Genomic DNA, 21482 nt, shown 5'->3' with positions numbered 1-21482 from the left:
GTTATTTTTGAGAAAACACCCTGTCCGAATGTGGCACAGGGTGTTATTACACTATCAACTAAGCTTTACTGTCATTCCCAGTTTCAACAATAACATCAACTTCTTCAATCTGTGCAACTTCCGCTGGCGCTTGTTGTCCTGCTTCCAACTCATTTAAACGTTGCTCTAAACGAGCCAATTTTTCGCGAGTACGTAACAGCACTTGTGTTTGCACATCAAATTCTTCGCGATTAACCAAATCTAATTTGTTTAATTGAGATTGAAGTATTGCACGGATTTTCTTATCAATATCATCACCTAAATCTTTGATACCTTGTGGTAGTACATTTTGGATTTGGCGAGCGACTTGTTCAATTTTTTTTGGGTCCAGCATGGATAGTCCTCACAATAAAATAGAAAGCTATGCTAAGTGTAATATGAGGGCTGTGGGAATAAAACCTGATATCGATATTATTGTTATATTTTTATGATAAATCGTTAAATTATTTGCCTATCAATAACAGATTAGTGTGATTTGACAGGGGTTATTGTGGATTGGGATTGCCTCTTATTATTTTAAAGCGTATAGTTTCTCTGTTTATCTCAGGGCGGGGTGAAAGTCCCCACCGGCGGTAGATACCTGAATAATCAGGTAAAGCCCGCGAGCGCTTTGTATTACCAATGTGATGCAAAGGTCAGCAGATCCAGTGTAATTCTGGAGCCGACAGTTAAAGTCTGGATGGGAGAGAATAAAATAGCATCAGTGGGATCCTTGTATCCATTCCTGTTGTTTCTGCTTGTCTATTTATACAGCAGAGATCCACTCCTAAGACTGCCCTGGTTCTGGTAACTTTCATTAATTATTGAGGTTTTTTTACCATGAATCAGACGCTACTTTCCGAATTTGGCTCTCCATTAGAGCGTGTTGAGCGTGCGCTTGAAGCCCTTCGTGCCGGTAAAGGTGTGATGGTGCTTGATGATGAGAACCGTGAAAATGAAGGCGATATGGTATTTGTCGCAGAAACCATGACCACAGAACAAATGGCGATGTCTATTCGTCATGGCAGTGGTATTGTGTGTGTCTGTATTACCGAAGAGCGCCGTCAACAACTCGATTTACCTATGATGGTAGAAAATAACACCAGTCATTTTCATACCGCATTTACGGTAACTATTGAAGCGGCCCAAGGGGTGACTACGGGAGTTTCAGCAGCAGACCGTTTAACGACAGTACGTGCAGCTGCTGCTGATAATGCAAAACCAAGTGATTTAAATCGTCCAGGTCACGTATTCCCATTACGAGCGCAACCTGGTGGTGTATTAACACGTGGTGGACATACTGAAGCTTCTATTGATTTAGCAACGTTAGCGGGTTTTAAACCTGTTGCCGTGTTATGTGAATTAACCAATGACGATGGCACCATGGCCAGAGCGCCAGAAGTTGTCACTTTTGCTAAACAGCATGATATGCCAGTGTTAACGATTGAAGATTTAGTGGCTTATCGTCTTCGCGAGGAGAAGAAAGCGGGCTGAAATTAACAAGTTAAAACGACACTGAAAACACACACACTTATTCAAGCCACTTAAGTTTTCCTAAGTGGCTTTTTCATATTTTTTGAATAACTATTTCACACTTCTTTGACTATATTTCAAGTAAGAAGGCAGTATGCTAAATGCCATAGATAGCAAGATGATAAGAGGTGATTATGGACAGAAAATTGATGCCTGCGCTATTTGTTGGACATGGCAGTCCAATGAATGTATTGGAAGATAATAAATATACTCGCCTCTGGACGACGTTAGGAGAGACACTGCCTAAGCCTAAAGCAATATTAGTCATCTCAGCGCATTGGTATACGCAAGGGACTTATATTACAGCGATGACTCATCCTAAAACTATCCATGATTTTTATGGATTTCCACCAGAGTTATACCAAATAGAATATCCTGCAAAAGGCTCCATTGGTCTCGTTGCATTAATTGAAGATCTGATTGATCCGATGAAATTAAAACTGGATATGGAGCAATGGGGATTCGATCACGGTAGTTGGGGAATATTAGAGAAGATGTACCCTAATGCTAATATTCCTGTTGTTCAGTTAAGTATTGATGCTAACCAATCGCCACAGTGGCACTATGAGTTTGGAAAAAAACTGGTTGAGCTACGTAGAGAAGGTGTATTAGTGATTGGCAGTGGTAATATCGTTCATAATTTAAGAATGATGGATTGGCAAAATGACCAAGCAGAGCCTTACTCTTGGGCATTATCTTTTAGTGAAACAGTAGAGCGCTGTTTACAAAGTGATAAAGTGCCTGAAGCGCTTTTTACCATTTTATCAACGCAAGAAGGGCAACTCGCACACCCAACAGCAGAACATTTTTTACCTGCATTATATCTACTCGGTTTAAAACAGCCGGATGAAAAAGTAACTTTATTAAATAATGATATTATTAATAAATCACTTAGCATGATGACCTTTCAAATTGGGTAAAATATTCAATAAAACTAATTGATAGAATGTTAAGGCTAAATTTATTTTTTAGGTGTGCCATAAATCCCCGCCCTTTAGCTCAGGGCGGGGAGGGGGGCAATGCTAGACAATAAGTTTTGCTATCACAGCAATTGCGTTATTAATCTAAAATAATATGTGGATAGAAACGAGACAGATCTTGCGTGATAAGCTCTTTATCTTCTCGAATACAAATACCTGCAGATTGGTCGTTAACTAGCCAGCTACCAATTAATGTATAGCTATCACCAAATTTTGGCAGTGGATGGAAGTCCTGAACAATAAAGCCTTCTTCACCGTAAGGGCCATCAGCAACAGCGATATCTTTACCATTTTCAACGATACGAATATTCGCCCCTTCTCGTGAAAAGAGCGGTTTGATGACATAGCGTGATAATGAATCTGGCGCTTTACCGTCATAAAAATAAGCCGGTAATAAATTAGGATGATTAGGGAACATTTCCCACAGCATTGGCAGTAATGCTTTGTTGGAAATAATACTTTTCCAAGCTGGCTCTAACCAACGGATCCCTGCATCAGCAAGTTTGGTCGAGAAATCTTCACGGAACATAAACTCCCAAGGATAGAGTTTAAACATATTGCTGATGATCTGGTCTTGTAGATCGGTCAGCTCACCCCGTTCACCTAAACCAATATCTTCAATAAAAACAAAATCGGTAGCGACTTCGGCTTCTTCTGCACAATCTTGTAAATATTGTACTGTACCGCGATCTTCTTGCGTATCTTGGCAACATGACATATGCAGATAACGCATACCATATTGATCACGCAATTGAGCGAATCTGTCGATCAATTTTTCTTGGATACTATTAAATTGATCGGCATTTTGTGGCAAACGACCCGCATTGATTTGATCTTCAAGCCAGATCCACTGGAAAAAAGCAGACTCATACAATGAAGTTGGTGTGTCGGCATTATTTTCGAGTAATTTTGCCGGCCCCTTACCGTCATAAGCTAAATCAAGACGTGAATAAAGCGATGGTTGCGAGGTTTTCCATGACTCACGGACAAAATCCCAGCAATGGCGAGGAATTTGAAAACGAGTCAATAGCTCTTCACTATTAGCCACTTTATCAGCGACTTGTAAACACATCTGATGAAGCTCTTCCGTGGTTTCTTCTAATGTTTCCACTTCTTCCATTGAGAATTGATAATAAGCATCTTCACACCAGTAAGGCTCGCCATACATGGTATGGAAGTTAAAACCATATTCAGTGGCTTTTTCGCGCCAATCAGGACGTTCAATAATTTGTTCGCGTTTCATGGTTTAATTAACCACCTGCACGATATGAAGAGGAGCCTGTTGAGCTACGGTTGTTATTTGTCGCGCTTGCACGTTGAGCTGCCGCTTGTCGTGAAACGGTATTACCAAAGCCACCACGCGTAATGGTTGATGTTGTAGATGGTTTTGGAGTCATAGCTGTTTTAGGGACGTTCATTTGACGACCACCGACAGCAGGACCATAGTTACGACCCGTTGCATCAACAAACTTACCATTAGCTGGGCTGCTTGGATTACGCGAGCTAAATAAAGGCTGTGCTGGTGCGCCACCCCCCATTAAACGCCCCATCATATAACCTGCCATCAATGGCATAAAGAAGCTACCACCAGAGTTAGCTTGTGCCATTTGTGAACTATCAGGGTTGAGGTTATTGGCGTTTTCGGTGTTAACGGGGTTACCATCAATTGAGGCAGTTTGTGTACATTGCGCATCACCAAATTCAGCAACACAATCTTCCATTGTTGCGTATTTAGGTGCAGTACGTTGCGCTTCTTGTAATGCCGTGCGGTAAGAATCTTCACATTGTGCTGCTTGTGATGGATTCGCTTGCGCACATTCTTGTGCATTCATATACAGTGAAACCGTCTCATCACTCTCTTCACACCCTGAAAGGGCGAATACCGCGGTGATGGCGATGGCAACAGGCGCCAGACGATAAGGGCGAAATGCTTTACGAAAAGCATCGCGATTAATCGATTTGGTACGTTTCATTGTCATATTGGTAAGATCCATAAAAAGTAAAACGTTCAAAATAAAAGCTAGGATAGGTTAAATAGGTTAGAAAATAAATAAGAAACACCTAATCATCAGCGATTAGCAGAAATTTGTGATCTTCATAGGGATAATGGCAATGAAATCAGCTAAATCCTCTATTTATTAAACAAATAATGATTAGGTTATTTATAAATTTAAGTAATGGGCATTAGGTGAATTTATTTTTAATCTATTTATAACCAAAAATGTTTTTTCTCGCTAGTGTATAAAAAAACCGCTTACCCGTATATCACTGTAAGCGGTTTTGATGGTTAACGGTGTCTATTAACGATTAATTTGTCGTATTCAGTACGGGACTTGTTAATGGACGAATAATGTTGTCTGGGGAAGTAGAAATCTCTTCACCCAACGCATTATTTAACTGAATTAAGTCATTTTCGTTTAAGGTACCACGTGCATATTGGATATTTAATTGGTTAATCAAATAGTCGTAACGAGCACTTGATAATTTTTGTTTAGCATCATAAAGCGTTGTGGTTGCATTTAAGACATCAACAATAGTACGAGTACCCACTTGATAGCCAGCTTCAGTTGCATCTAAAGAGCTTTGCGCTGACACAACCACTTGTTGATAGGCCTTAATGCTACTGATGGAGGCTGAAATATTGTTATAAGAAGAACGTGCAATTTGTACGATAGAACGGTATACCGATTCTAACTGCTCACTGGCACTGGTAAAGCCATATTGAGCTTGTTCTACTTGTGAGCTCGTTCTGCCACCTGTATATAATGGAATGCTTAAAGAGAGTCCGATGCTGCTTTGACCATTATAGCTATTACGGCTGTTAGCAGGTGTTTCTGGTGGTAAAGCACTACCATGATTATGACTGTTTGAGACACCCGTTGAAGCATTTAAATTTACGGTTGGCAAATGGCCTGATTGCGCTAAACGAATATTTTCACGTGCTAAATCTTGACCTAAACGAGCACTGAGTAAACTTAAGTTACGCTCTTCTGCGTCTTTTAACAGTTTATCAATGGCGTCTGGTGGAGTGGTGGAAAAACGTGCGATATTAAGTGAAGCCAGATTAATATAATACACACCGCTGACTTGGCGCAGTTTTTCTAATGCGTTATCCAGTTCATTACGTCCAGCCACTTCTTGTGCCAACACGCTGTCGTAGTTTGCACGCGCATTTTGTACGTCAGTAATCGCAACAAGTCCTACATTAAAACGCTGTGTAGTTTGATCTAATTGGCGATACACCTGCTCTTTTTGTGCTTCAATAAATGATAAGGAGTCAATGGCACGCAGAACATTAAAATAAGCTGTTGCGGTATCTAAAATAAGCTGTTGTTGGCTTGTTTGATAGGTAACATCACTCATACCCGCCGTTTTTTCTTGCATGGTCAATTGACGCCATAAAGACATATCAAAAATAGTCTGAGTCAGCGTTAAATTCGCACCAAGAGAGTTAGACTCGGTATTTTTAGCATCACGATAGCCACTTTTATAATCAATAGAAGCGCCTAATCCTAATTGTGGTAATAATGGGCTACGTGCCTCATTGATTTTCTCAAAAGCTTGATTGCGTTCAGCTAATGACTTACGTAATTCTGGGTTACTGTCCTTTGCTTTTTGATAAACTTGTAGCAGATCCTCAGCCTGACTTGCAGTGCTGAATCCTGCCAAACTCATCGTGACTAAAAGAGAGAGCAGTTTTTTCATTTTAATTCCTTGTTGCAACAGTTTCGCTGAGTTGCCTCTGTTAATCTTGTATAGAAACAATTCTAGCAGATTGTTTCCCTAAGTAGGGGTAGCCATTTGTGCCATATCCTTTTATTTTAGGTTAACTTTACAGGATTTGCGGGCAAATATCTTTAAATCTGTATTAAACGTATGCAATAAAAAAAGACTTAAGTATAACCAGAGGAATATTGTATGAACAAAAAGGAAAATACACCATTTTTATATACACGTAATGATGTTGAGCTGATAAGTAAAAAAACACGCTATAAAGGCTTTTTCCGTATGAACGAGTATCGTTTCAAACACCGTTTATTTAAGGGAGGATGGAGTGCAGAAGTTAAGCGAGAAGTGTTCGAACGTGGTCATGCGGGTGTTTTATTGGCTTATGATCCTAAACGAGACGAAGTTGTATTAATCGAACAAATTCGTATTCCAGCTTATGAAACAAGTCAAACACCTTGGTTATTAGAAGTGATTGCCGGCATGGTAGAAGAAGGAGAAAGCCCTGAAGAGGTGGTAAGACGGGAAGCCACAGAAGAAGCGGGGATCACAATAGGTCGTTGTAAGCCCATTGTAAGTTACCTTTCAAGCCCCGGAGGAACCAGTGAGCGGATGTATGTCTATGTAGGGGAAGTGGATGCCACAACAGCAACAGGCATACATGGGCTAGCTTGTGAAAATGAAGATATTCGTGTTCATGTCGTCAGCCGAGAGCAGGCTTATCAATGGGTTGAAGAAGGGATAATTGATAATGCCGCTTCCGTCATCGCACTTCAGTGGTTACAGCTTCATCATGTCACCTTAAGAAAAGATTGGTTGTGATAATTGCCAAAAGAAACTTTATTCGTCACTATGAAAAGATATGATAAATGACGTAATTATCTTTAAAGTATATGAATATACAATCGATTAAGCTTAAACATAAGAGATAAAAAATGTGACTGGTAGCGAGAATATTTCTCAATAATCTTTTGAAATGTGTATTGGGTGGCAGATCTTTAATACAAAATTACGTTAAAATAACGGCTAGTAAGAGAGAAACAAGGAAACCTTTTGGAAAGCCAGCTTGAATTGTCGGTGGATCAACAACACACCGTTAGAATATTACAAATCACAGATACCCACCTTTTTGCTAATGTGGATGATACCTTGTTGGGAATTAATACCTATCGTAGCTATCATGCGGTATTGGACGCGATTAAACAGCAAGGGTTATCGATTGATTTGATTGTTGCTACTGGGGATTTAGTTCAAGATCAATCCTTTGCTGCTTATCAGCATTTTGCTGATGGGATTGCAAGATTACCTTCACCTTGTGTGTGGTTACCCGGTAATCATGATTATCAACCAGCAATGATTGATGCTTTAAATCAGGCAGGCATTCTGTCGGCAAAACAAGTGTTAATTGGTGAACATTGGCAATTGTTATTATTAGATAGCCAAATTCAAGGTGTTCCCCATGGCGAGTTATCTGACTGTCAGTTAGATTGGCTAACACGCTGTCTAGAAAGCCACAAAGAAAGAGATACTGTGATCTTATTGCATCATCATCCGATGCCTTCTGGCTGTACTTGGTTAGATCAACATAGTTTAAGAAACTCTCACCAGTTAGCTGAGCGTGTTAAAGATCACCCTCAAATAAAAATGATGCTATGTGGTCATATTCATCAAGAAATGGATGAAATGTGGAATGGTATTCGCTTATTAGCAACACCCTCTACCTGTATTCAGTTTCGCCCGCATTGTACTAATTTTTCTTTAGATACCGTTTCGCCAGGTTGGCGCTATTTGGAGTTATCATTATCTGCACAGGGTAAGAGGAATATTGATACTCAAGTACATCGTCTAGCGGGTAAAGATTTTTGTCCAGATCTTGACGCGGATGGCTATTAAGTCATGTCTCGTATCCTCTATTTACATGGTTTTAATAGCTCGCCTCAATCAGCCAAGGCGCAAGGGTTTAAACAATGGTTATCAGTCACTCATCCTGATATTGAGCTACTTGTACCCCAATTACCCCCTTATCCTCAGCAAGCCGCTCAATTAATTGAAAAATTAGTAAAAGATAATGCCAATGATAAGTTAGGATTAATTGGCTCGTCGCTGGGGGGCTATCTTGCTATTTGGTTATCACAACGTTTTCATTTACCTGCAGTGGTGGTGAATCCTGCGGTTCGCCCGTTTGATTTGCTACAGGATTTTTTAGGCGATAATGAAAATCCTTATACTCATCAAAAGTATAGATTAGCACCTCACCATATGGATGAGTTACTTGCCTTACGTATTCCTACGATAACTTCCCCCGATCTTATTTGGTTGCTTCAACAAACTGGAGATGAAATACTTGATTATCGTCAAGCGGTTTCATATCTTGGCGCTTGTAAGCAAACAGTAGAGCAGGGAGGAAACCATGCTTTTGTTAATTTTGAACGTTTTTTCCCGGAAATTGTTCAGTTTTTGAAAATAACATCGTTTTCGACTCATTAACCTGCAATACTGGGGTTGATGTCTCAATTCAAAAATGAATATCATATTACCGCTAACACCTGTTATTATAAACAGTATTCTCAAACAGTGAACCGCAGATTAAAACAATGACTCAATCAAGTTATAATGCAAAGGATATTGAGGTTCTTAATGGTCTAGAGCCTGTACGTCGGCGTCCTGGTATGTATACCGATACCACTAGACCGAACCATTTGGCACAGGAAGTGATAGATAATAGCGTGGACGAGGCGCTTGCGGGGCATGCAACCAAGGTCGAAGTTATCTTATATGCAGACCAATCTATTGAGGTTATCGACAATGGGCGAGGAATGCCGGTTGATATCCATCCAGAACTGAAAGTCTCTGCTATTGAGCTGATCCTTGCCCATCTTCATGCCGGAGGAAAATTCTCCAATAAAAACTACCAATACTCTGGTGGCTTGCATGGTGTCGGGATCTCAGTGGTTAATGCGTTATCAAAGCGTATTGAAGTCACCGTGCGCCGAGAAGGCAAAATATATCAAATTGCTTTTGAGAACGGTGATAAAGTTGAAGAGCTACATCAAATAGGTACGTGTGCTAAACGAGATACAGGAACCAGTGTTCATTTCTGGCCGGATAGCACTTACTTTGATATTCCTCGTTTCTCATCAAAAAGCTTATCTCATGTATTAAAAGCCAAAGCGGTGTTGTGCCCAGGCGTTAATGTCTCTTTTACCGATAAAGTCAATAATACCCAAGAAACGTGGTGTTACGCTGATGGTTTAACAGACTATTTAAGTGAAGCTGTCGCTGAATTTGTTCGCCTGCCTGAAGAGCCATTTACAGGGAAATTTGAAGGTGATAACGAAGCCGTTGAATGGTCAATGCTTTGGTTGCCGGAAGGAGGCGATTTACTCACAGAAAGTTATGTGAACCTCATTCCAACCGTACAAGGTGGTACACACGTTAATGGTTTGCGCCAAGGTGTATTAGATGCCATGCGCGAATTTTGTGAATTCCATAATTTATTGCCAAGAGGCATTAAATTAACCGCAGATGATACATGGGAGCGTTGTGCTTATGTGTTATCAGTAAAAATGCAAGATCCTCAATTTGCAGGACAAACCAAAGAGCGTCTATCGTCACGTCAAACCAGTGCCTTTGTTGCTAGTGCAGTAAAAAATGCATTTAGTTTATGGTTAAACCAAAACGTTCAAGTCGGTGAATTACTCGCAGAAATGGCTATTAGCAGTGCGCAACGACGTATGCGTGCGGCTAAAAAAGTGGTGAGAAAAAAACTGACTTCGGGGCCTGCATTGCCGGGTAAATTAGCAGATTGTACTTCGCAAGATTTACGTTATACCGAACTCTTCTTAGTTGAAGGGGACTCTGCGGGGGGCTCTGCTAAACAAGCTCGCGATCGTGAATATCAAGCGATTATGCCTCTACGTGGTAAAATTCTTAATACTTGGGAAGTCTCTTCTGATGAAGTATTAGCGTCACAAGAAGTGCATGATATTTCTGTGGCGATCGGGATGGATCCTGATAGTGATGATTTAAGCCAATTACGTTACGGAAAAATTTGTATCCTTGCGGATGCGGACTCCGATGGTTTACATATCGCCACTTTGCTTTGTGCTTTATTTGTTCGTCATTTCCCGGCATTAGTAAAGCAAGGTCATGTCTATATGGCTATGCCACCTCTTTATCGTATCGACTTAGGTAAAGAAGTGAGTTATGCCCTTGATGAAGCAGAAAAGAACGCTATTTTGCAACGCCTTAGCCGTAAAAAAGGTAAGCCAAATGTGCAACGCTTTAAAGGCTTAGGTGAGATGAATCCACTGCAATTACGTGAGACAACGCTTGATCCTAATACACGTCGCTTAGTGCAATTGGTGATTGATGATGAAAATTATCAAGAAACGTTGGGCATGATGGATATGTTACTTGCCAAAAAACGTTCTGAAGATCGCCGTAACTGGTTGCAAGAAAAAGGCGACGAAGTTGACATCGAAGTGTAATGGAACTCACCAAGCGTCTGAGGAAAATATTGAATGAGTGAACTGACTCATGATGGTGTAGAGCGCCAACCGCTCCACTTATTTACGGAAAATGCCTATCTCAATTATTCAATGTACGTGATTATGGATCGTGCATTGCCTTTTATTGGCGATGGGTTAAAGCCAGTACAGCGTCGTATCGTCTATGCGATGTCTGAATTAGGTTTAAACAGCAGTGCTAAATTTAAAAAATCAGCACGAACAGTGGGGGATGTATTAGGTAAATATCATCCCCACGGAGATAGCGCCTGTTATGAAGCCATGGTGTTGATGGCGCAACCCTTCTCTTATCGTTATCCATTAATTGATGGGCAAGGTAACTGGGGGGCTCCGGATGATCCAAAATCTTTCGCAGCTATGCGTTATACCGAGTCTCGCTTATCTAAATATTCACAGATCCTGCTAAGCGAATTGGGACATGGTACTGTTGATTGGATCCCAAATTTTGATGGCACCCTGCAAGAGCCAAAAATGTTGCCTGCTCGTTTACCTAATATTTTATTAAATGGGACAACGGGGATTGCCGTCGGTATGGCAACGGATATTCCGCCACATAATGCGCGGGAAATCGGCCAAGCATTAACCATGCTATTAGATAATCCTGATGCTGGGTTATCTGATATTATGCAATATGTACAAGGACCTGATTATCCAACAGAAGCGGAAGTGATCACCGCTCCTGAGGATATCAAAAAGATTTATAAAACAGGACGTGGTTCTATTAGAATGCGTGCTGTTTGGCAAAAAGAAGAGGGTTGTGCGGTGATAACAGCTCTCCCTCATCAAGTCTCTGGTGCTAAGGTACTTGAACAAATTGCTGCATTAATGCGAGCGAAAAAATTGCCTTTAGTTGATGATTTACGTGATGAGTCAGATCATGAAAATCCTACTCGATTGGTAATTGTTCCCCGTAGTAATCGCGTCGATTTAGAACAAGTCATGTATTACTTATTTGTAAATACAGACTTAGAGAAAAGTTATCGCGTTAACCTCAATATGATTGGGTTAGATAACCGTCCTGCTGTGAAAGGGCTATTAACCATTTTAAATGAGTGGTTAGTTTATCGCCGTCAAACCGTAACCAATCGTTTAAACCATCGCTTAGAAAAAGTATTACGTCGTTTAGAAATTCTAAAAGGTTTATTAATCGCTTATCTCAATATTGATGAAGTGATTGAGATCATCCGTTATGAAGATGAGCCAAAAGCGGAATTAATGCGTCGTTTTGCATTATCAGATATTCAAGCAGAAGCGATTTTAGAGTTACGTTTACGTCACTTAGCTAAGCTTGAAGAGATAAAACTGCAAGCTGAAAGTGATGAACTGGAAAAAGAGCGCGACAGTATTGAAAAACTGTTAAATTCTCCTCGCCGTCTCAATACGTTATTGAAAAAAGAGATAGAGGCGGACGCTAAAGAGTTTGGTGATGAACGACGTTCTCCTATTCGACCTCAAGAAGAGGCGAAAGTGGTTAATGAACAAGATATGTTGCCATCAGAGCCTGTGACTATTGTGCTTTCTGAAATGGGATGGGTGCGTAGTGCGAAAGGGCACGAAATTGATCCTAGTACCATGAGTTATCGTGCCGGAGACAGTTATCATAGTGCGGTACGGGGTATGAGCAACCAGCCAGTACTGTTCCTTGATTCAACGGGTAGAAGCTATAGTTTAAGTCCCAATGACATGCCATCAGGTCGTAGCCAAGGTGAGCCTTTAACCGGTAAATTGACCTTCCCACCTGACGCCAGCGTAAAATATATGTTAGCGGGAGCCGCTAAACAGGAGTATTTACTGGCAACGAAAGAGGGTTATGGCTCCGTACTCAGTTATGAAGAGATGGAGACAAAAAATAAAACCGGTAAAGGGTTGTTAACGGTTTCAGATGAAACAGAATTGCTAGCGCCTTTCTTAGTCGATGCAGAAAAGAAAAACAATCAACATTGGTTAGTTATTATCACCGATAAAACACGTATTCTGGCGATATCTGCAGAACATCTAAATGAGATGAATAAGAAAGGTCGAGGCACTCGCTTAGTTGCATTAGGCAAAGAGCAAAGTGATGTTATCGAACAAATCGTGTTAATAGCAAAAAATGAAGCCCTCACTTTTACTGTTGATGGTCAACAACAAACATTAAAAGCAGAAGAGATTAGCTATTTTAGTGGTGATGTTGGCGATGAGCCTATCCCATTAAAACATCTTCACCCTGAAGCGGTTACAGTGATCATGTCCGAAAAAGGGCTTATCCGTTGCCAAAAAGGCCATAACATTGATGCGAAATCAGTGGGCTTTAAAACAGGGGATGATTATTTTGATGCAGTTGAAGGGATGAGCAATCAAGCGGTACATCTGATTGATACCACGGGTCAAAGTTATACTGTTGATGTTGACGCATTACCATCAGGCCGTAGTAAAGGTGATGATTTAACTGGACGATTAAAAGTCCAAAAAGGGGCTCAATTACGTCATGTAGTGATGGGGGAAAGTAGCGATAAGATCTTAATGGCATCCGACGCTGGTTATGGGTTTATCTGTAGTATTGATGACTTAACCTCTAAAAATAGAGCTGGTAAATCATTATTAACATTACCTGAAAATGCATTACCATTACCACCTCAACGCTTAAATGATGAATTGAGTGATTTGATCATGATCATTACTCAGGGTGGGCGAATGCTGATTTTTGAAGCCTCTGAGTTGCCAACTATGGTAAAAGGAAAAGGTAACCAAATGGTTTCTATTCCTGCTTCACAGGCTGCAAGTGGTGAAGATAAAGTCGCTTGGTTGCGGGTATTACCAGAAAATGCCAGTGTTACATTGCATTTTGGTAAACGTAAACTCACGATGTCGATGAATGAATTACAGACATTTAAAGCCAAACGTGGTCGTCGTGGAACATCGCTCCCTCGTGGTGCACAAAGTATCGATCATATAGATATCGAAACTCATTAATTTTAACTTTCAATGTAGATTAGTGGGTCATATGACCCACTTATTATTAGGACGCTAAAAGCTTATGCTAGCCATTATTCGAGGCATTATTGTCATTCTGTACACCATTATTGTGGTGACTTTTGGGATGATCTATTGCATGTTTTCTCCCAGAAATCCGAAACACGTAATGACTTATGGACGTTTATTCGGCAAATTATCACATATCTTTGGGATCAAATTAGTTGAGCGTTTTCCTAAAGAAGCTAAAAGTTATGGACCCAGTATTTATATTGGTAACCATCAAAATAACTTTGATATGGTGACAATGTCGAATGCGGTACAACCTAATACCGTGACGGTGGGTAAAAAAAGCTTGGTGTTTATTCCTTTTTTTGGACAGCTTTATTGGATCACTGGCAATATTTTGATTGATAGAGGTAATCGCTCTAAAGCCCATAGCACCATCACTCAGGTTGCAGAGCAAATCAAAGCGAAAAAAATCTCTGTATGGATGTTTCCTGAAGGAACTCGTAGCCGAGGACGTGGTTTATTACCTTTTAAAACAGGGGCTTTTCACGCGGCGATGCAAGCGGGGGTACCTATTGTGCCTGTTTGTGTCTCTACCACACAAGGTAAGATAAAATTAAATCGCTGGAATAATGGCTACGTTATTGTTGAAATGTTGCCACCGATTGATGTATCAAAATATAACAAAGATCAGGTGAGAGAATTAGCTGAAGATTGTCGTCAGATCATGAAGGCTAAAATTGAAGAGCTTGATAAAGAAGTGGAAGAAATGAATAAACGCGATTTTGCAGGTAAGTTAAATTAACAGTCTGTAATTTATTTAATTGTTTATCATACCTAATGCCAAATCGATTTGATTTGGCATTTTTATAACATCATGATTTTAATGGTTTAATTATATACTTTATAATGGATAACAATAAACCTTATAGGTTGATTGATAGTTTGAATATATCCCGATTTTCGGACGGATATTGTCTTTAATAAATTAAAATGCACTAAGTTATCAACTATTTTTAGGATTTATGTCATATCCGCGTTATTATGCTGTCATAATTTGATTTAAGTCTTTTGTCTTTAAATATCACAGCAGCTTTTTTCCTATCAGTTGATCCTCACTCGTGGGATAGGAATATGGGTATTTTGTTGCGGAGAAAGTATGTCATTTAGTCGTCGCCAGTTTTTACAGGCTTCAGGCTTAGCGGTATGTCTGGGCTCATTATCTTCATCTGTTCGTGCAGGATCAGTTAGTGATAGAAAACTACCTATTCCCCCATTACTTGAATCACGTAATGGTCAGCCTCTTTTTGTAACGTTACAAAAAGTGCATTGGGCCTTTGATGGCACACAAAAAACAGAAGTCTGGGGCATTAATGGCTCAATGCCGGGTCCGACAATCAAAGTAAAAAGCGGTGATGATGTCAAACTGATTTATAGCAATCGCCTTAATGAACCCGTTTCTATGACCGTAAGTGGCTTATTAGTTCCGGGAACACAAATAGGTGGAGCTGCAAGGATGATGTCTCCGGGAGCCTATTGGTCACCGGTGTTGCCTATTCGTCAAAAAGCGACCACCTGCTGGTATCATGCGAATACGCCTTTTAAAATGGCGCCTCATGTCTATAACGGATTGGTAGGCATGTGGATTGTTGAAGACGAAGAGAGCAAATCGTTACCATTGCCTAAACATTATGGGGTAAATGACTTTCCTATTATTCTTCAAGATAAACGCCTTGATAACTTTGGAACTCCACAATACGACAAAGAAGCCGCGACAGAGGGCTTTTATGGTGACACATTATTAGTGAATGGCTGTGAAGATCCCTATATTGAAGTATCACGAGGTTGGATTCGTTTACGCTTAGTTAATGCCTCGAATGCCCGACGTTATGAGTTATCGGCGAATGATGGTCGCTCACTCTATCTGATAGCTTCTGATCAAGGTTTGTTAACGTCACCGGTAGAATTGAAATCTATTCCTATGGCACCGGGTGAGCGACGTGAAATTCTTATTGATCTATCAGAAGGCGAAGAAGTGACTATCACTGCTGGGCAAAGTGCCGGATTTATGGACAGATTACGTGGTATTTTTGAACCTTCTAACTTATTGCGCAATACCAATGTGCTAACCATCAAGCCTACTGGACTGATGTCACTGGTTACCGATAAAGTTCCACAACAGTTGGTGGTGGATGACACACAAATTACCACCTCAATTCAACCGAGAACGATCCAATTACAAAACAGTCCTCCTGGTATTAATAATGCTCGTTGGGAGTTATCAAGGATCGATCTTGTCGGTAAACAAAATGGCTGGGAACGTTGGTTAGTGACAGTGGAAACACCACAACCTTTTCATATTGAAGGTGCACGTTTTAAAGTGATTAATCATGATGGACAAAAACCAGCGCCTGCTGATTTTGGTTGGAAAGATACAGTGTGGATCGAAAAACAGAGTGAATTATTAGTTGAGCTAAAACAGCCTTCTTATTCCCATTTCCCTTTTGTTTATTATAGCCAAATACTCGAAAATGCGGATAAAGGGATTGCGGGGCAAATGGAAATCACGCCATCAGAATAAAAATTAAGTAATATCACGTCAAAAATTAAAATAAAAACAGTATTTTTAAAATAAAGATACTGTTTTTTTTATTACTATAAAATTAAGAAAAATAAATTTTTCATACTAGAATTAAATAGCTAAATCAGATTATAAAATAAATTGTTAATTAATTTAGCTATTATGTTTTTTTATCAATCATTGGGTAGTGATATGTATTTAAATGCCAATAATGCCAGTATTGTTAATGTATTGGGTTTAACTCGTACAGTGAAAGATCAGGCTATTGGTATCGGTGATGGTCGTCATGCACAACTGGGTAATAGTAATGCGCGTATTTGGATCAGCGGCATGGGTCAGTGGGGTAAGACGGATTATGGCCACAGTGATATGGATGTTGGTTTCTATGTTGGGTTATTAGGTGCTGAAATTGATGTTACTGAAAATACTAAAGCGGGTCTATTTTTCGGTGCAGGCTCCACCAAATATAAAGGCAATCAATATGGAAAGATAGATAGTAATGATATTCATATTGGTGCTTATGGGATCTCTAATCTTTATGATGTTGCCTCATTAAATTATGGATTTACACATACAAACCAAGATAGAGATGCCAAAAGAACACTCTGGATAGGACAAACTGCAGGTTATAACTCAACTAGTTACGATGCGAAAATTAGTCAATTCTTTTTAGAAGGCGCTTATACTCAATTGAATACTAGCCAGTACTCAATTGAACCTTATGCTGGATTTAGTTGGTTAAGAGTATCCACTGATAATATCAATGAAAATGTGGGTAATATGAAGTTTACCACTAAAACAGATGCACAAGATATTCAAGTTGCTACGGTTGGTTTACGTGGTGGATATCCATTTATGGCAGGCAATATTAATATGGCATTAAAAGGTGATATATCAGCAAGTCATCTGTTTGGTGATAATCGCCCTGAATCACGTCTATGGTTATCCAATTCAGGTGAGGCATCACTACGAGGTGGTAAACTAGATAATTTATTTGGTGTTGGTCTAGGTGTTGATGCGCAGTTAAGTAAATCAACCACTTTCGGTATCTCTTATCAAGGTCAATATAATAGTGATATCAATTCGAGTGGTATTAATGCAATATTGAAAATTAATTTCTAAACCTTATTTGTTTTTTGATATTTATAGCCCTTAGTAATAAGGGCTTTTTTTTGTATGAATATGTAGATAAATAAAAGATAGTTTTACTATAAGATAAGGAGTTTTTATGCATATAAAAAATAATTTTGATAGCGTTACTTCAATAAAAAAATACCATGAAAATATAAAAGAGAAATACCAAATAAAAAATAAAATCAATGATGTGTTAAATACGCTTTCAAGTCTTTATATTGAAAGGGAAAAGATTACTTTACTATCTAAAATATCATTTTTTATAAAGAATATTTTCAATATTAATGTTGGGGTAGTTTTTCTATTAGACAAAAGCCAACATGCTAAAATTAATAAATTATCTATTTTGATAAAAAATGGAGAGAAAATATATTTTAAAAATTGTAAGCTAATTAACTCAGATTTTGTTAGCTTTAAGAACAAACATTTAGATACATTTTTTTTAAATTTAAGTATTGCAATAAAAAATGGTTGTCATGATGATGCTAAAAGATTAATACAATATTATCTTTATGAAAAATCAAAAACAAAAGGAGACTTTATTACTATAATGAACATTGCTTTCAATGTAATTAATCATTATCCAAAAGAAATGTTTGAACAATTGAATAAACATCATCCAAAGTGTGATGACATGGTATATTATAGTGATTTTAACTATAAAAAACATATTGATATGGCACTAAGTTGTATTTGTAAAGTGATTAATAGAAAAGATAATAATGAATTAATTAATTCAATAATGAATTTAGTCACTATAATGTATAATATTTATTCGGTGGAGATGGATAAAGCGTTTATTGTCAATATAACTAAATGTTTTATTGATAAAGCAATGAAATATAATACGGTAAACTATATTAACGATGCTTTTAAAAAGTCAATATTAAATTTTTTGACTAATAAATTAAGAAATAATGAAGACGTTCAAAAGTTTGTAGATGATATGCTTACATTAGGAGTGTTAGAAAAAAAAGATATTATTAAAGCTAAAGAAATGACAATAGAAGACGAGAGTTTTATCACTAAACATAATAGAAGAATGCAAAATATTTTTACTAAGAATGAAAATAGTGATGAAATGAAATATACCATTGCTAATACTATTAGAAATAATTATGAGAATATTTTAGAACAAATAGACAATGAGTGTGGTGATCTTAAAGATAAATATAAAGATATTTTACAGGATATTATTGATTACTTAAGGGACGATAAGGATTGGAATTTTGATTCATTAATAAGCAGTTACAGCTATTTCATTAATAATTATTTACACCTATTTTAGTTCTTTTTATTAAAGAGATCTTTGTTTCTTTAACACTACTTTAATCTTTAAACCAACCAGCACAACACTTAGCTCTTTATTGAGCCATTTTTTATTGACAAACTTTAACTAACAAAGGCAAGTAAACGACTATTAATCCTAAGTAATAAAAGCGTATCACAATTTTTCACCTGTACTCGAGCTGACTCATATTGATGTTATATAGCGATAAAAAAGAGGGGAGCTTAAGAGAGTGTTGATGAAAGAGAAAATGGTATAAGAGTCTTTTTAACGTAGATTTGCAACTAATACTCTCTATTTTTATCAATCGCATGATTGCCTTAACGAAAGGTGATACTTTAATGTTAAAAGTGCTATAAGCCAGTCAATGAGAAGTGGCAGTGCCTCTTTTCGCATGTTATTGATAAGGTGCTACATTTTTTACGATGAGAAAAAAGTAAGGTTCTCGCGCCTGTAATGAGCGTAAAGTAATTGTAAAAACACCTAAAGAATTTTCAAATATAATAGCAACTGCCATATAGCACTATTATAATGCTTAAAGCTTTCATGATTAAGTTAACACTTCCTGTATAAAGCAATTATTTATTATCGGTGAAGCATAAATTGTATCGACTCAAGTTTTCGCTTTCCGTATAGTATAAATAATTTTCCCATTTTTACCCGTAGGTATGTAAATGAATATTAGTTTAATCGCAGCATTAGCGGCGGATCGTATTATTGGTATGGAAAAGGCGATGCCTTGGACATTACCGGGTGATCTCGCATGGTTTAAAAAAAATACATTAAATAAACCCGTTATTATGGGCCGGGTGACTTATGAGTCTATCGGGCGTCCTTTACCTAATCGACTCAATATTGTATTAAGCAGTCAGCCTGGAAATGATGACAATGTTGTTTGGGTGAAATCCGTTGAAGAAGCACTTCAAGCTGCTGAAAATAATGATGAAATCATGGTGATTGGTGGCGGTAAGGTTTATGAGCAATTCCTACCAATGGCGAATAAATTATACCTTACCCATATTGATGCTGAAGTGATTGGTGATACAACCTTCCCCGATTATGAGCCTGATGAGTGGGATTCTACTTTTATGGAATACCATGAGGCAGATGAAAATAATTCGCATAACTACTGTTTTGAAATATTAAAAAGAAGAAAATAACAAAATTTAAATAAAAAAGGAGATTAAATATCTCCTTTTTATTTTTATTAATTTATTAATATATTCATATTTAAATATGAATAGTTACTATAACTAAAATATAATTAGCTATAAAGAGTACCCTATAATTAAATATTCATTATTTATCTTTTAATAAATATCTTTATAAAGAATAATCTATAATAAATAGCGCAATATAGCGGTGAATTCTGCTTGTTGTTATAAAAAAGCTACTTAATTTGTTTTGAGAAAAAATAACCTATTGATTTAAATCAAGTTATCTTTGTGATGGCTCTCAGAAGAGAGTAGATAGCCCAGATAGCATAGTAAAATAAATCAATACCGATGCTATCTTGACGCTACAAAATTATGGTAAGTGTGTGAGACTAGGTTGGATAAAATAACGTTTGTCTTCCCAACGTAAACAGGTTAGAACACCGCCCCAGCAACACCCAGTATCTAGCGCATAGATATTTTCAGGGGTGCCTTTTCCCTCTAAAGAGGCCCAGTGGCCAAAGATAATACTGTAATCATTTGGTAGCTGATTAGGTAAATCAAACCAAGGTTTTAATGGCGCAGGCGCATTTTCAGGCTTATCTTTACAAATCATATCCAACTGCCCGTTAGGAAAACAATAGCGCATACGAGTAAAAGCATTGGTGCTAAAGCGTAATCGCGGTAAGCCAGTTAATTCGGGTGACCAATTATTGGGCATATCACCATACATAGAATTAATGAAAAGGGGGTAACTATCGCTACTTAATATGGCTTCTACTTCTCGGGCACATTTTTTAGCTGTTGCTAAATCCCACTGAGGGGTAATACCTGCGTGTGCCATAACGATTTTCTTTTCTTCATCAACTTGTAATAGCGGTTGACGTCGTAACCAATTAATTAATTCATCAGCATCTGGTGCATTGAGTAATTCATTAAGCTTATCTTTGGGTTTATTACGACTAATCTTTGCAAATACACCCAGTAGATGCAGATCGTGATTCCCTAATACGAGTTTTAACGCTGAGCCTAAGCTTTTGACAAAACGCAATACTTCAAGTGAATCAGGTCCTCGAGCAACCAGATCCCCCGTTAACCAAAGTGTATCTTGATTGGCGTCGAAATTAACTTGATTGAGAAGTTGGCGTAATTCACGATAACAGCCGTGAACATCGCCAATTAAATAAGTAGCCATAATTAATTTATCAATGTAGGGATAGCAAGGCGGAAAACAGGGATGTCAATTTGAAACAGACGTCCTTGTGCGTCAATCATTTCATAATGACCTTCCATGGTGCCCATCGGCGTTTCAAGAACTGCGCCACTAGTATAACGATACCGTGAGCCAGCTTCAATCAGAGGTTGTTCACCAACAACCCCTTCACCTTGAACTTCAGTGGTATTTCCTTGTGCATTGGTGATCAACCAATAGCGACGTAGGAGGCGAATAGCATGTTTATTCAAGTTATGTATGGTGATGGTATAAGCAAAAACATAGCGCTGTTCTTCTGGTGAAGATTGGCTCTCAATGTAAACGCTTTGTACCTGTATCGCCACTTTGGATGAAGTAAACATAAT

Annotated in this window: 17 protein-coding genes, 1 pseudogene and 1 riboswitch; of the genes and pseudogenes, 12 read left to right on the top strand and 6 right to left on the bottom strand. The window is 38.3% G+C overall.

Annotated features, from left to right (window positions below):
- Positions 1-58 precede the first annotated feature (58 nt).
- The gene (ubiK, locus tag GWI58_RS03930) at positions 59-373 is read right to left on the bottom strand and encodes a ubiquinone biosynthesis accessory factor UbiK (RefSeq protein ID WP_004249470.1); all 315 of its coding nucleotides are present in this window, start codon (positions 371-373) and stop codon (positions 59-61) included.
- A 201-nt stretch (positions 374-574) separates the two neighbouring features.
- Positions 575-734: riboswitch (FMN riboswitch) on the top strand.
- A gap of 124 nt (positions 735-858) precedes the next feature.
- Between ubiK and ribB the strand changes: the two genes are divergently transcribed.
- Both ribB and ygiD read left to right on the top strand, forming a co-directional pair.
- The gene (gene ribB, locus GWI58_RS03925) at positions 859-1512 is read left to right on the top strand and encodes a 3,4-dihydroxy-2-butanone-4-phosphate synthase (RefSeq protein ID WP_004245565.1); all 654 of its coding nucleotides are present in this window, start codon (positions 859-861) and stop codon (positions 1510-1512) included.
- A gap of 173 nt (positions 1513-1685) precedes the next feature.
- Complete coding sequence (gene ygiD, locus GWI58_RS03920) at positions 1686-2471, top strand: 4,5-DOPA dioxygenase extradiol (RefSeq protein ID WP_004249471.1); 786 nt, start codon at positions 1686-1688, stop codon at positions 2469-2471.
- A gap of 139 nt (positions 2472-2610) precedes the next feature.
- Here the strand turns inward: ygiD and GWI58_RS03915 are convergent, their stop codons facing one another.
- The 3 genes from GWI58_RS03915 to tolC all read right to left on the bottom strand — a co-directional run bounded on the left by GWI58_RS03915 (position 2611) and on the right by tolC (position 6236).
- Complete coding sequence (locus GWI58_RS03915; protein WP_020946201.1) at positions 2611-3774, bottom strand: glutathionylspermidine synthase family protein; 1164 nt, start codon at positions 3772-3774, stop codon at positions 2611-2613.
- A gap of 7 nt (positions 3775-3781) precedes the next feature.
- The gene (locus GWI58_RS03910; RefSeq protein ID WP_004249472.1) at positions 3782-4510 is read right to left on the bottom strand and encodes a DUF1190 family protein; all 729 of its coding nucleotides are present in this window, start codon (positions 4508-4510) and stop codon (positions 3782-3784) included.
- Between the two features lie 328 nt (positions 4511-4838).
- Entirely contained in the window at positions 4839-6236 is a 1398-nt protein-coding gene (tolC, locus tag GWI58_RS03905) for an outer membrane channel protein TolC (RefSeq protein ID WP_004245559.1), read from the bottom strand.
- A gap of 213 nt (positions 6237-6449) precedes the next feature.
- Here tolC and nudF point away from each other — a divergent pair, with 213 nt between their 5' ends.
- The 10 genes and pseudogenes from nudF (at position 6450) to folA (ending at position 19910) form a co-directional block, all read left to right on the top strand.
- Positions 6450-7079, top strand: a complete 630-nt coding sequence (gene nudF, locus GWI58_RS03900) for an ADP-ribose diphosphatase (RefSeq protein ID WP_017827538.1) — start codon at positions 6450-6452, stop codon at positions 7077-7079.
- A gap of 231 nt (positions 7080-7310) precedes the next feature.
- Positions 7311-8150, top strand: a complete 840-nt coding sequence (gene cpdA, locus GWI58_RS03895; RefSeq protein ID WP_004250217.1) for a 3',5'-cyclic-AMP phosphodiesterase — start codon at positions 7311-7313, stop codon at positions 8148-8150.
- 3 nt (positions 8151-8153) lie between these two features.
- Complete coding sequence (gene yqiA / locus GWI58_RS03890; RefSeq protein WP_004245556.1) at positions 8154-8744, top strand: esterase YqiA; 591 nt, start codon at positions 8154-8156, stop codon at positions 8742-8744.
- A gap of 107 nt (positions 8745-8851) precedes the next feature.
- On the top strand, positions 8852-10747 hold the full coding sequence (gene parE, locus GWI58_RS03885) for a DNA topoisomerase IV subunit B (RefSeq protein WP_004245554.1): 1896 nt from the start codon (positions 8852-8854) through the stop codon (positions 10745-10747).
- A 33-nt stretch (positions 10748-10780) separates the two neighbouring features.
- On the top strand, positions 10781-13738 hold the full coding sequence (gene parC, locus GWI58_RS03880; RefSeq protein ID WP_094959271.1) for a DNA topoisomerase IV subunit A: 2958 nt from the start codon (positions 10781-10783) through the stop codon (positions 13736-13738).
- Between the two features lie 64 nt (positions 13739-13802).
- On the top strand, positions 13803-14552 hold the full coding sequence (locus GWI58_RS03875) for a 1-acylglycerol-3-phosphate O-acyltransferase (RefSeq protein ID WP_004249478.1): 750 nt from the start codon (positions 13803-13805) through the stop codon (positions 14550-14552).
- A 354-nt stretch (positions 14553-14906) separates the two neighbouring features.
- Positions 14907-16328, top strand: a complete 1422-nt coding sequence (gene ftsP, locus GWI58_RS03870) for a cell division protein FtsP (RefSeq protein ID WP_017628569.1) — start codon at positions 14907-14909, stop codon at positions 16326-16328.
- Positions 16329-16499: 171 nt separating this feature from the next.
- Positions 16500-17450 (top strand): annotated as a pseudogene (locus tag GWI58_RS03865) (autotransporter outer membrane beta-barrel domain-containing protein); the annotation flags it as partial.
- 106 nt (positions 17451-17556) lie between these two features.
- Complete coding sequence (locus GWI58_RS03860; protein WP_161768911.1) at positions 17557-18750, top strand: hypothetical protein; 1194 nt, start codon at positions 17557-17559, stop codon at positions 18748-18750.
- 674 nt (positions 18751-19424) lie between these two features.
- Entirely contained in the window at positions 19425-19910 is a 486-nt protein-coding gene (folA, locus tag GWI58_RS03855; protein ID WP_004245545.1) for a type 3 dihydrofolate reductase, read from the top strand.
- Positions 19911-20277: 367 nt separating this feature from the next.
- Here the strand turns inward: folA and apaH are convergent, their stop codons facing one another.
- Entirely contained in the window at positions 20278-21099 is an 822-nt protein-coding gene (gene apaH / locus GWI58_RS03850) for a bis(5'-nucleosyl)-tetraphosphatase (symmetrical) ApaH (RefSeq protein WP_004245544.1), read from the bottom strand.
- Between the two features lie 2 nt (positions 21100-21101).
- Positions 21102-21479 carry a Co2+/Mg2+ efflux protein ApaG gene (gene apaG, locus GWI58_RS03845; protein WP_004245543.1) on the bottom strand — a complete coding sequence of 126 codons (378 nt, stop codon included), beginning with the start codon at positions 21477-21479 and terminating at the stop codon, positions 21102-21104.
- Between the last annotated feature and the right edge of the window lie 3 nt (positions 21480-21482).

It is taken from the genome of Proteus sp. G2674 (assembly GCF_009915195.1).
Classification (GTDB): domain Bacteria; phylum Pseudomonadota; class Gammaproteobacteria; order Enterobacterales; family Enterobacteriaceae; genus Proteus; species Proteus mirabilis.
Note: the sequence above shows the minus strand (reverse complement) of the source record. Positions and strands in the feature narration are given on the sequence as shown.

Bases quoted from the DNA above. Each gene is read 5' to 3' on its own strand.
- ubiK (WP_004249470.1), bottom strand. From the start codon at position 373: ATGCTGGACCCAAAAAAAATTGAACAAGTCGCTCGCCAAATCCAAAAT.
- ribB (WP_004245565.1), top strand. From the start codon at position 859: ATGAATCAGACGCTACTTTCCGAATTTGGCTCTCCATTAGAGCGTGTT.
- ygiD (WP_004249471.1), top strand. From the start codon at position 1,686: ATGGACAGAAAATTGATGCCTGCGCTATTTGTTGGACATGGCAGTCCA.
- GWI58_RS03915 (WP_020946201.1), bottom strand. From the start codon at position 3,774: ATGAAACGCGAACAAATTATTGAACGTCCTGATTGGCGCGAAAAAGCC.
- GWI58_RS03910 (WP_004249472.1), bottom strand. From the start codon at position 4,510: ATGACAATGAAACGTACCAAATCGATTAATCGCGATGCTTTTCGTAAA.
- tolC (WP_004245559.1), bottom strand. From the start codon at position 6,236: ATGAAAAAACTGCTCTCTCTTTTAGTCACGATGAGTTTGGCAGGATTC.
- nudF (WP_017827538.1), top strand. From the start codon at position 6,450: ATGAACAAAAAGGAAAATACACCATTTTTATATACACGTAATGATGTT.
- yqiA (WP_004245556.1), top strand. From the start codon at position 8,154: ATGTCTCGTATCCTCTATTTACATGGTTTTAATAGCTCGCCTCAATCA.
- parE (WP_004245554.1), top strand. From the start codon at position 8,852: ATGACTCAATCAAGTTATAATGCAAAGGATATTGAGGTTCTTAATGGT.
- parC (WP_094959271.1), top strand. From the start codon at position 10,781: ATGAGTGAACTGACTCATGATGGTGTAGAGCGCCAACCGCTCCACTTA.
- GWI58_RS03875 (WP_004249478.1), top strand. From the start codon at position 13,803: ATGCTAGCCATTATTCGAGGCATTATTGTCATTCTGTACACCATTATT.
- ftsP (WP_017628569.1), top strand. From the start codon at position 14,907: ATGTCATTTAGTCGTCGCCAGTTTTTACAGGCTTCAGGCTTAGCGGTA.
- GWI58_RS03860 (WP_161768911.1), top strand. From the start codon at position 17,557: ATGCATATAAAAAATAATTTTGATAGCGTTACTTCAATAAAAAAATAC.
- folA (WP_004245545.1), top strand. From the start codon at position 19,425: ATGAATATTAGTTTAATCGCAGCATTAGCGGCGGATCGTATTATTGGT.
- apaH (WP_004245544.1), bottom strand. From the start codon at position 21,099: ATGGCTACTTATTTAATTGGCGATGTTCACGGCTGTTATCGTGAATTA.
- apaG (WP_004245543.1), bottom strand. From the start codon at position 21,479: ATGTTTACTTCATCCAAAGTGGCGATACAGGTACAAAGCGTTTACATT.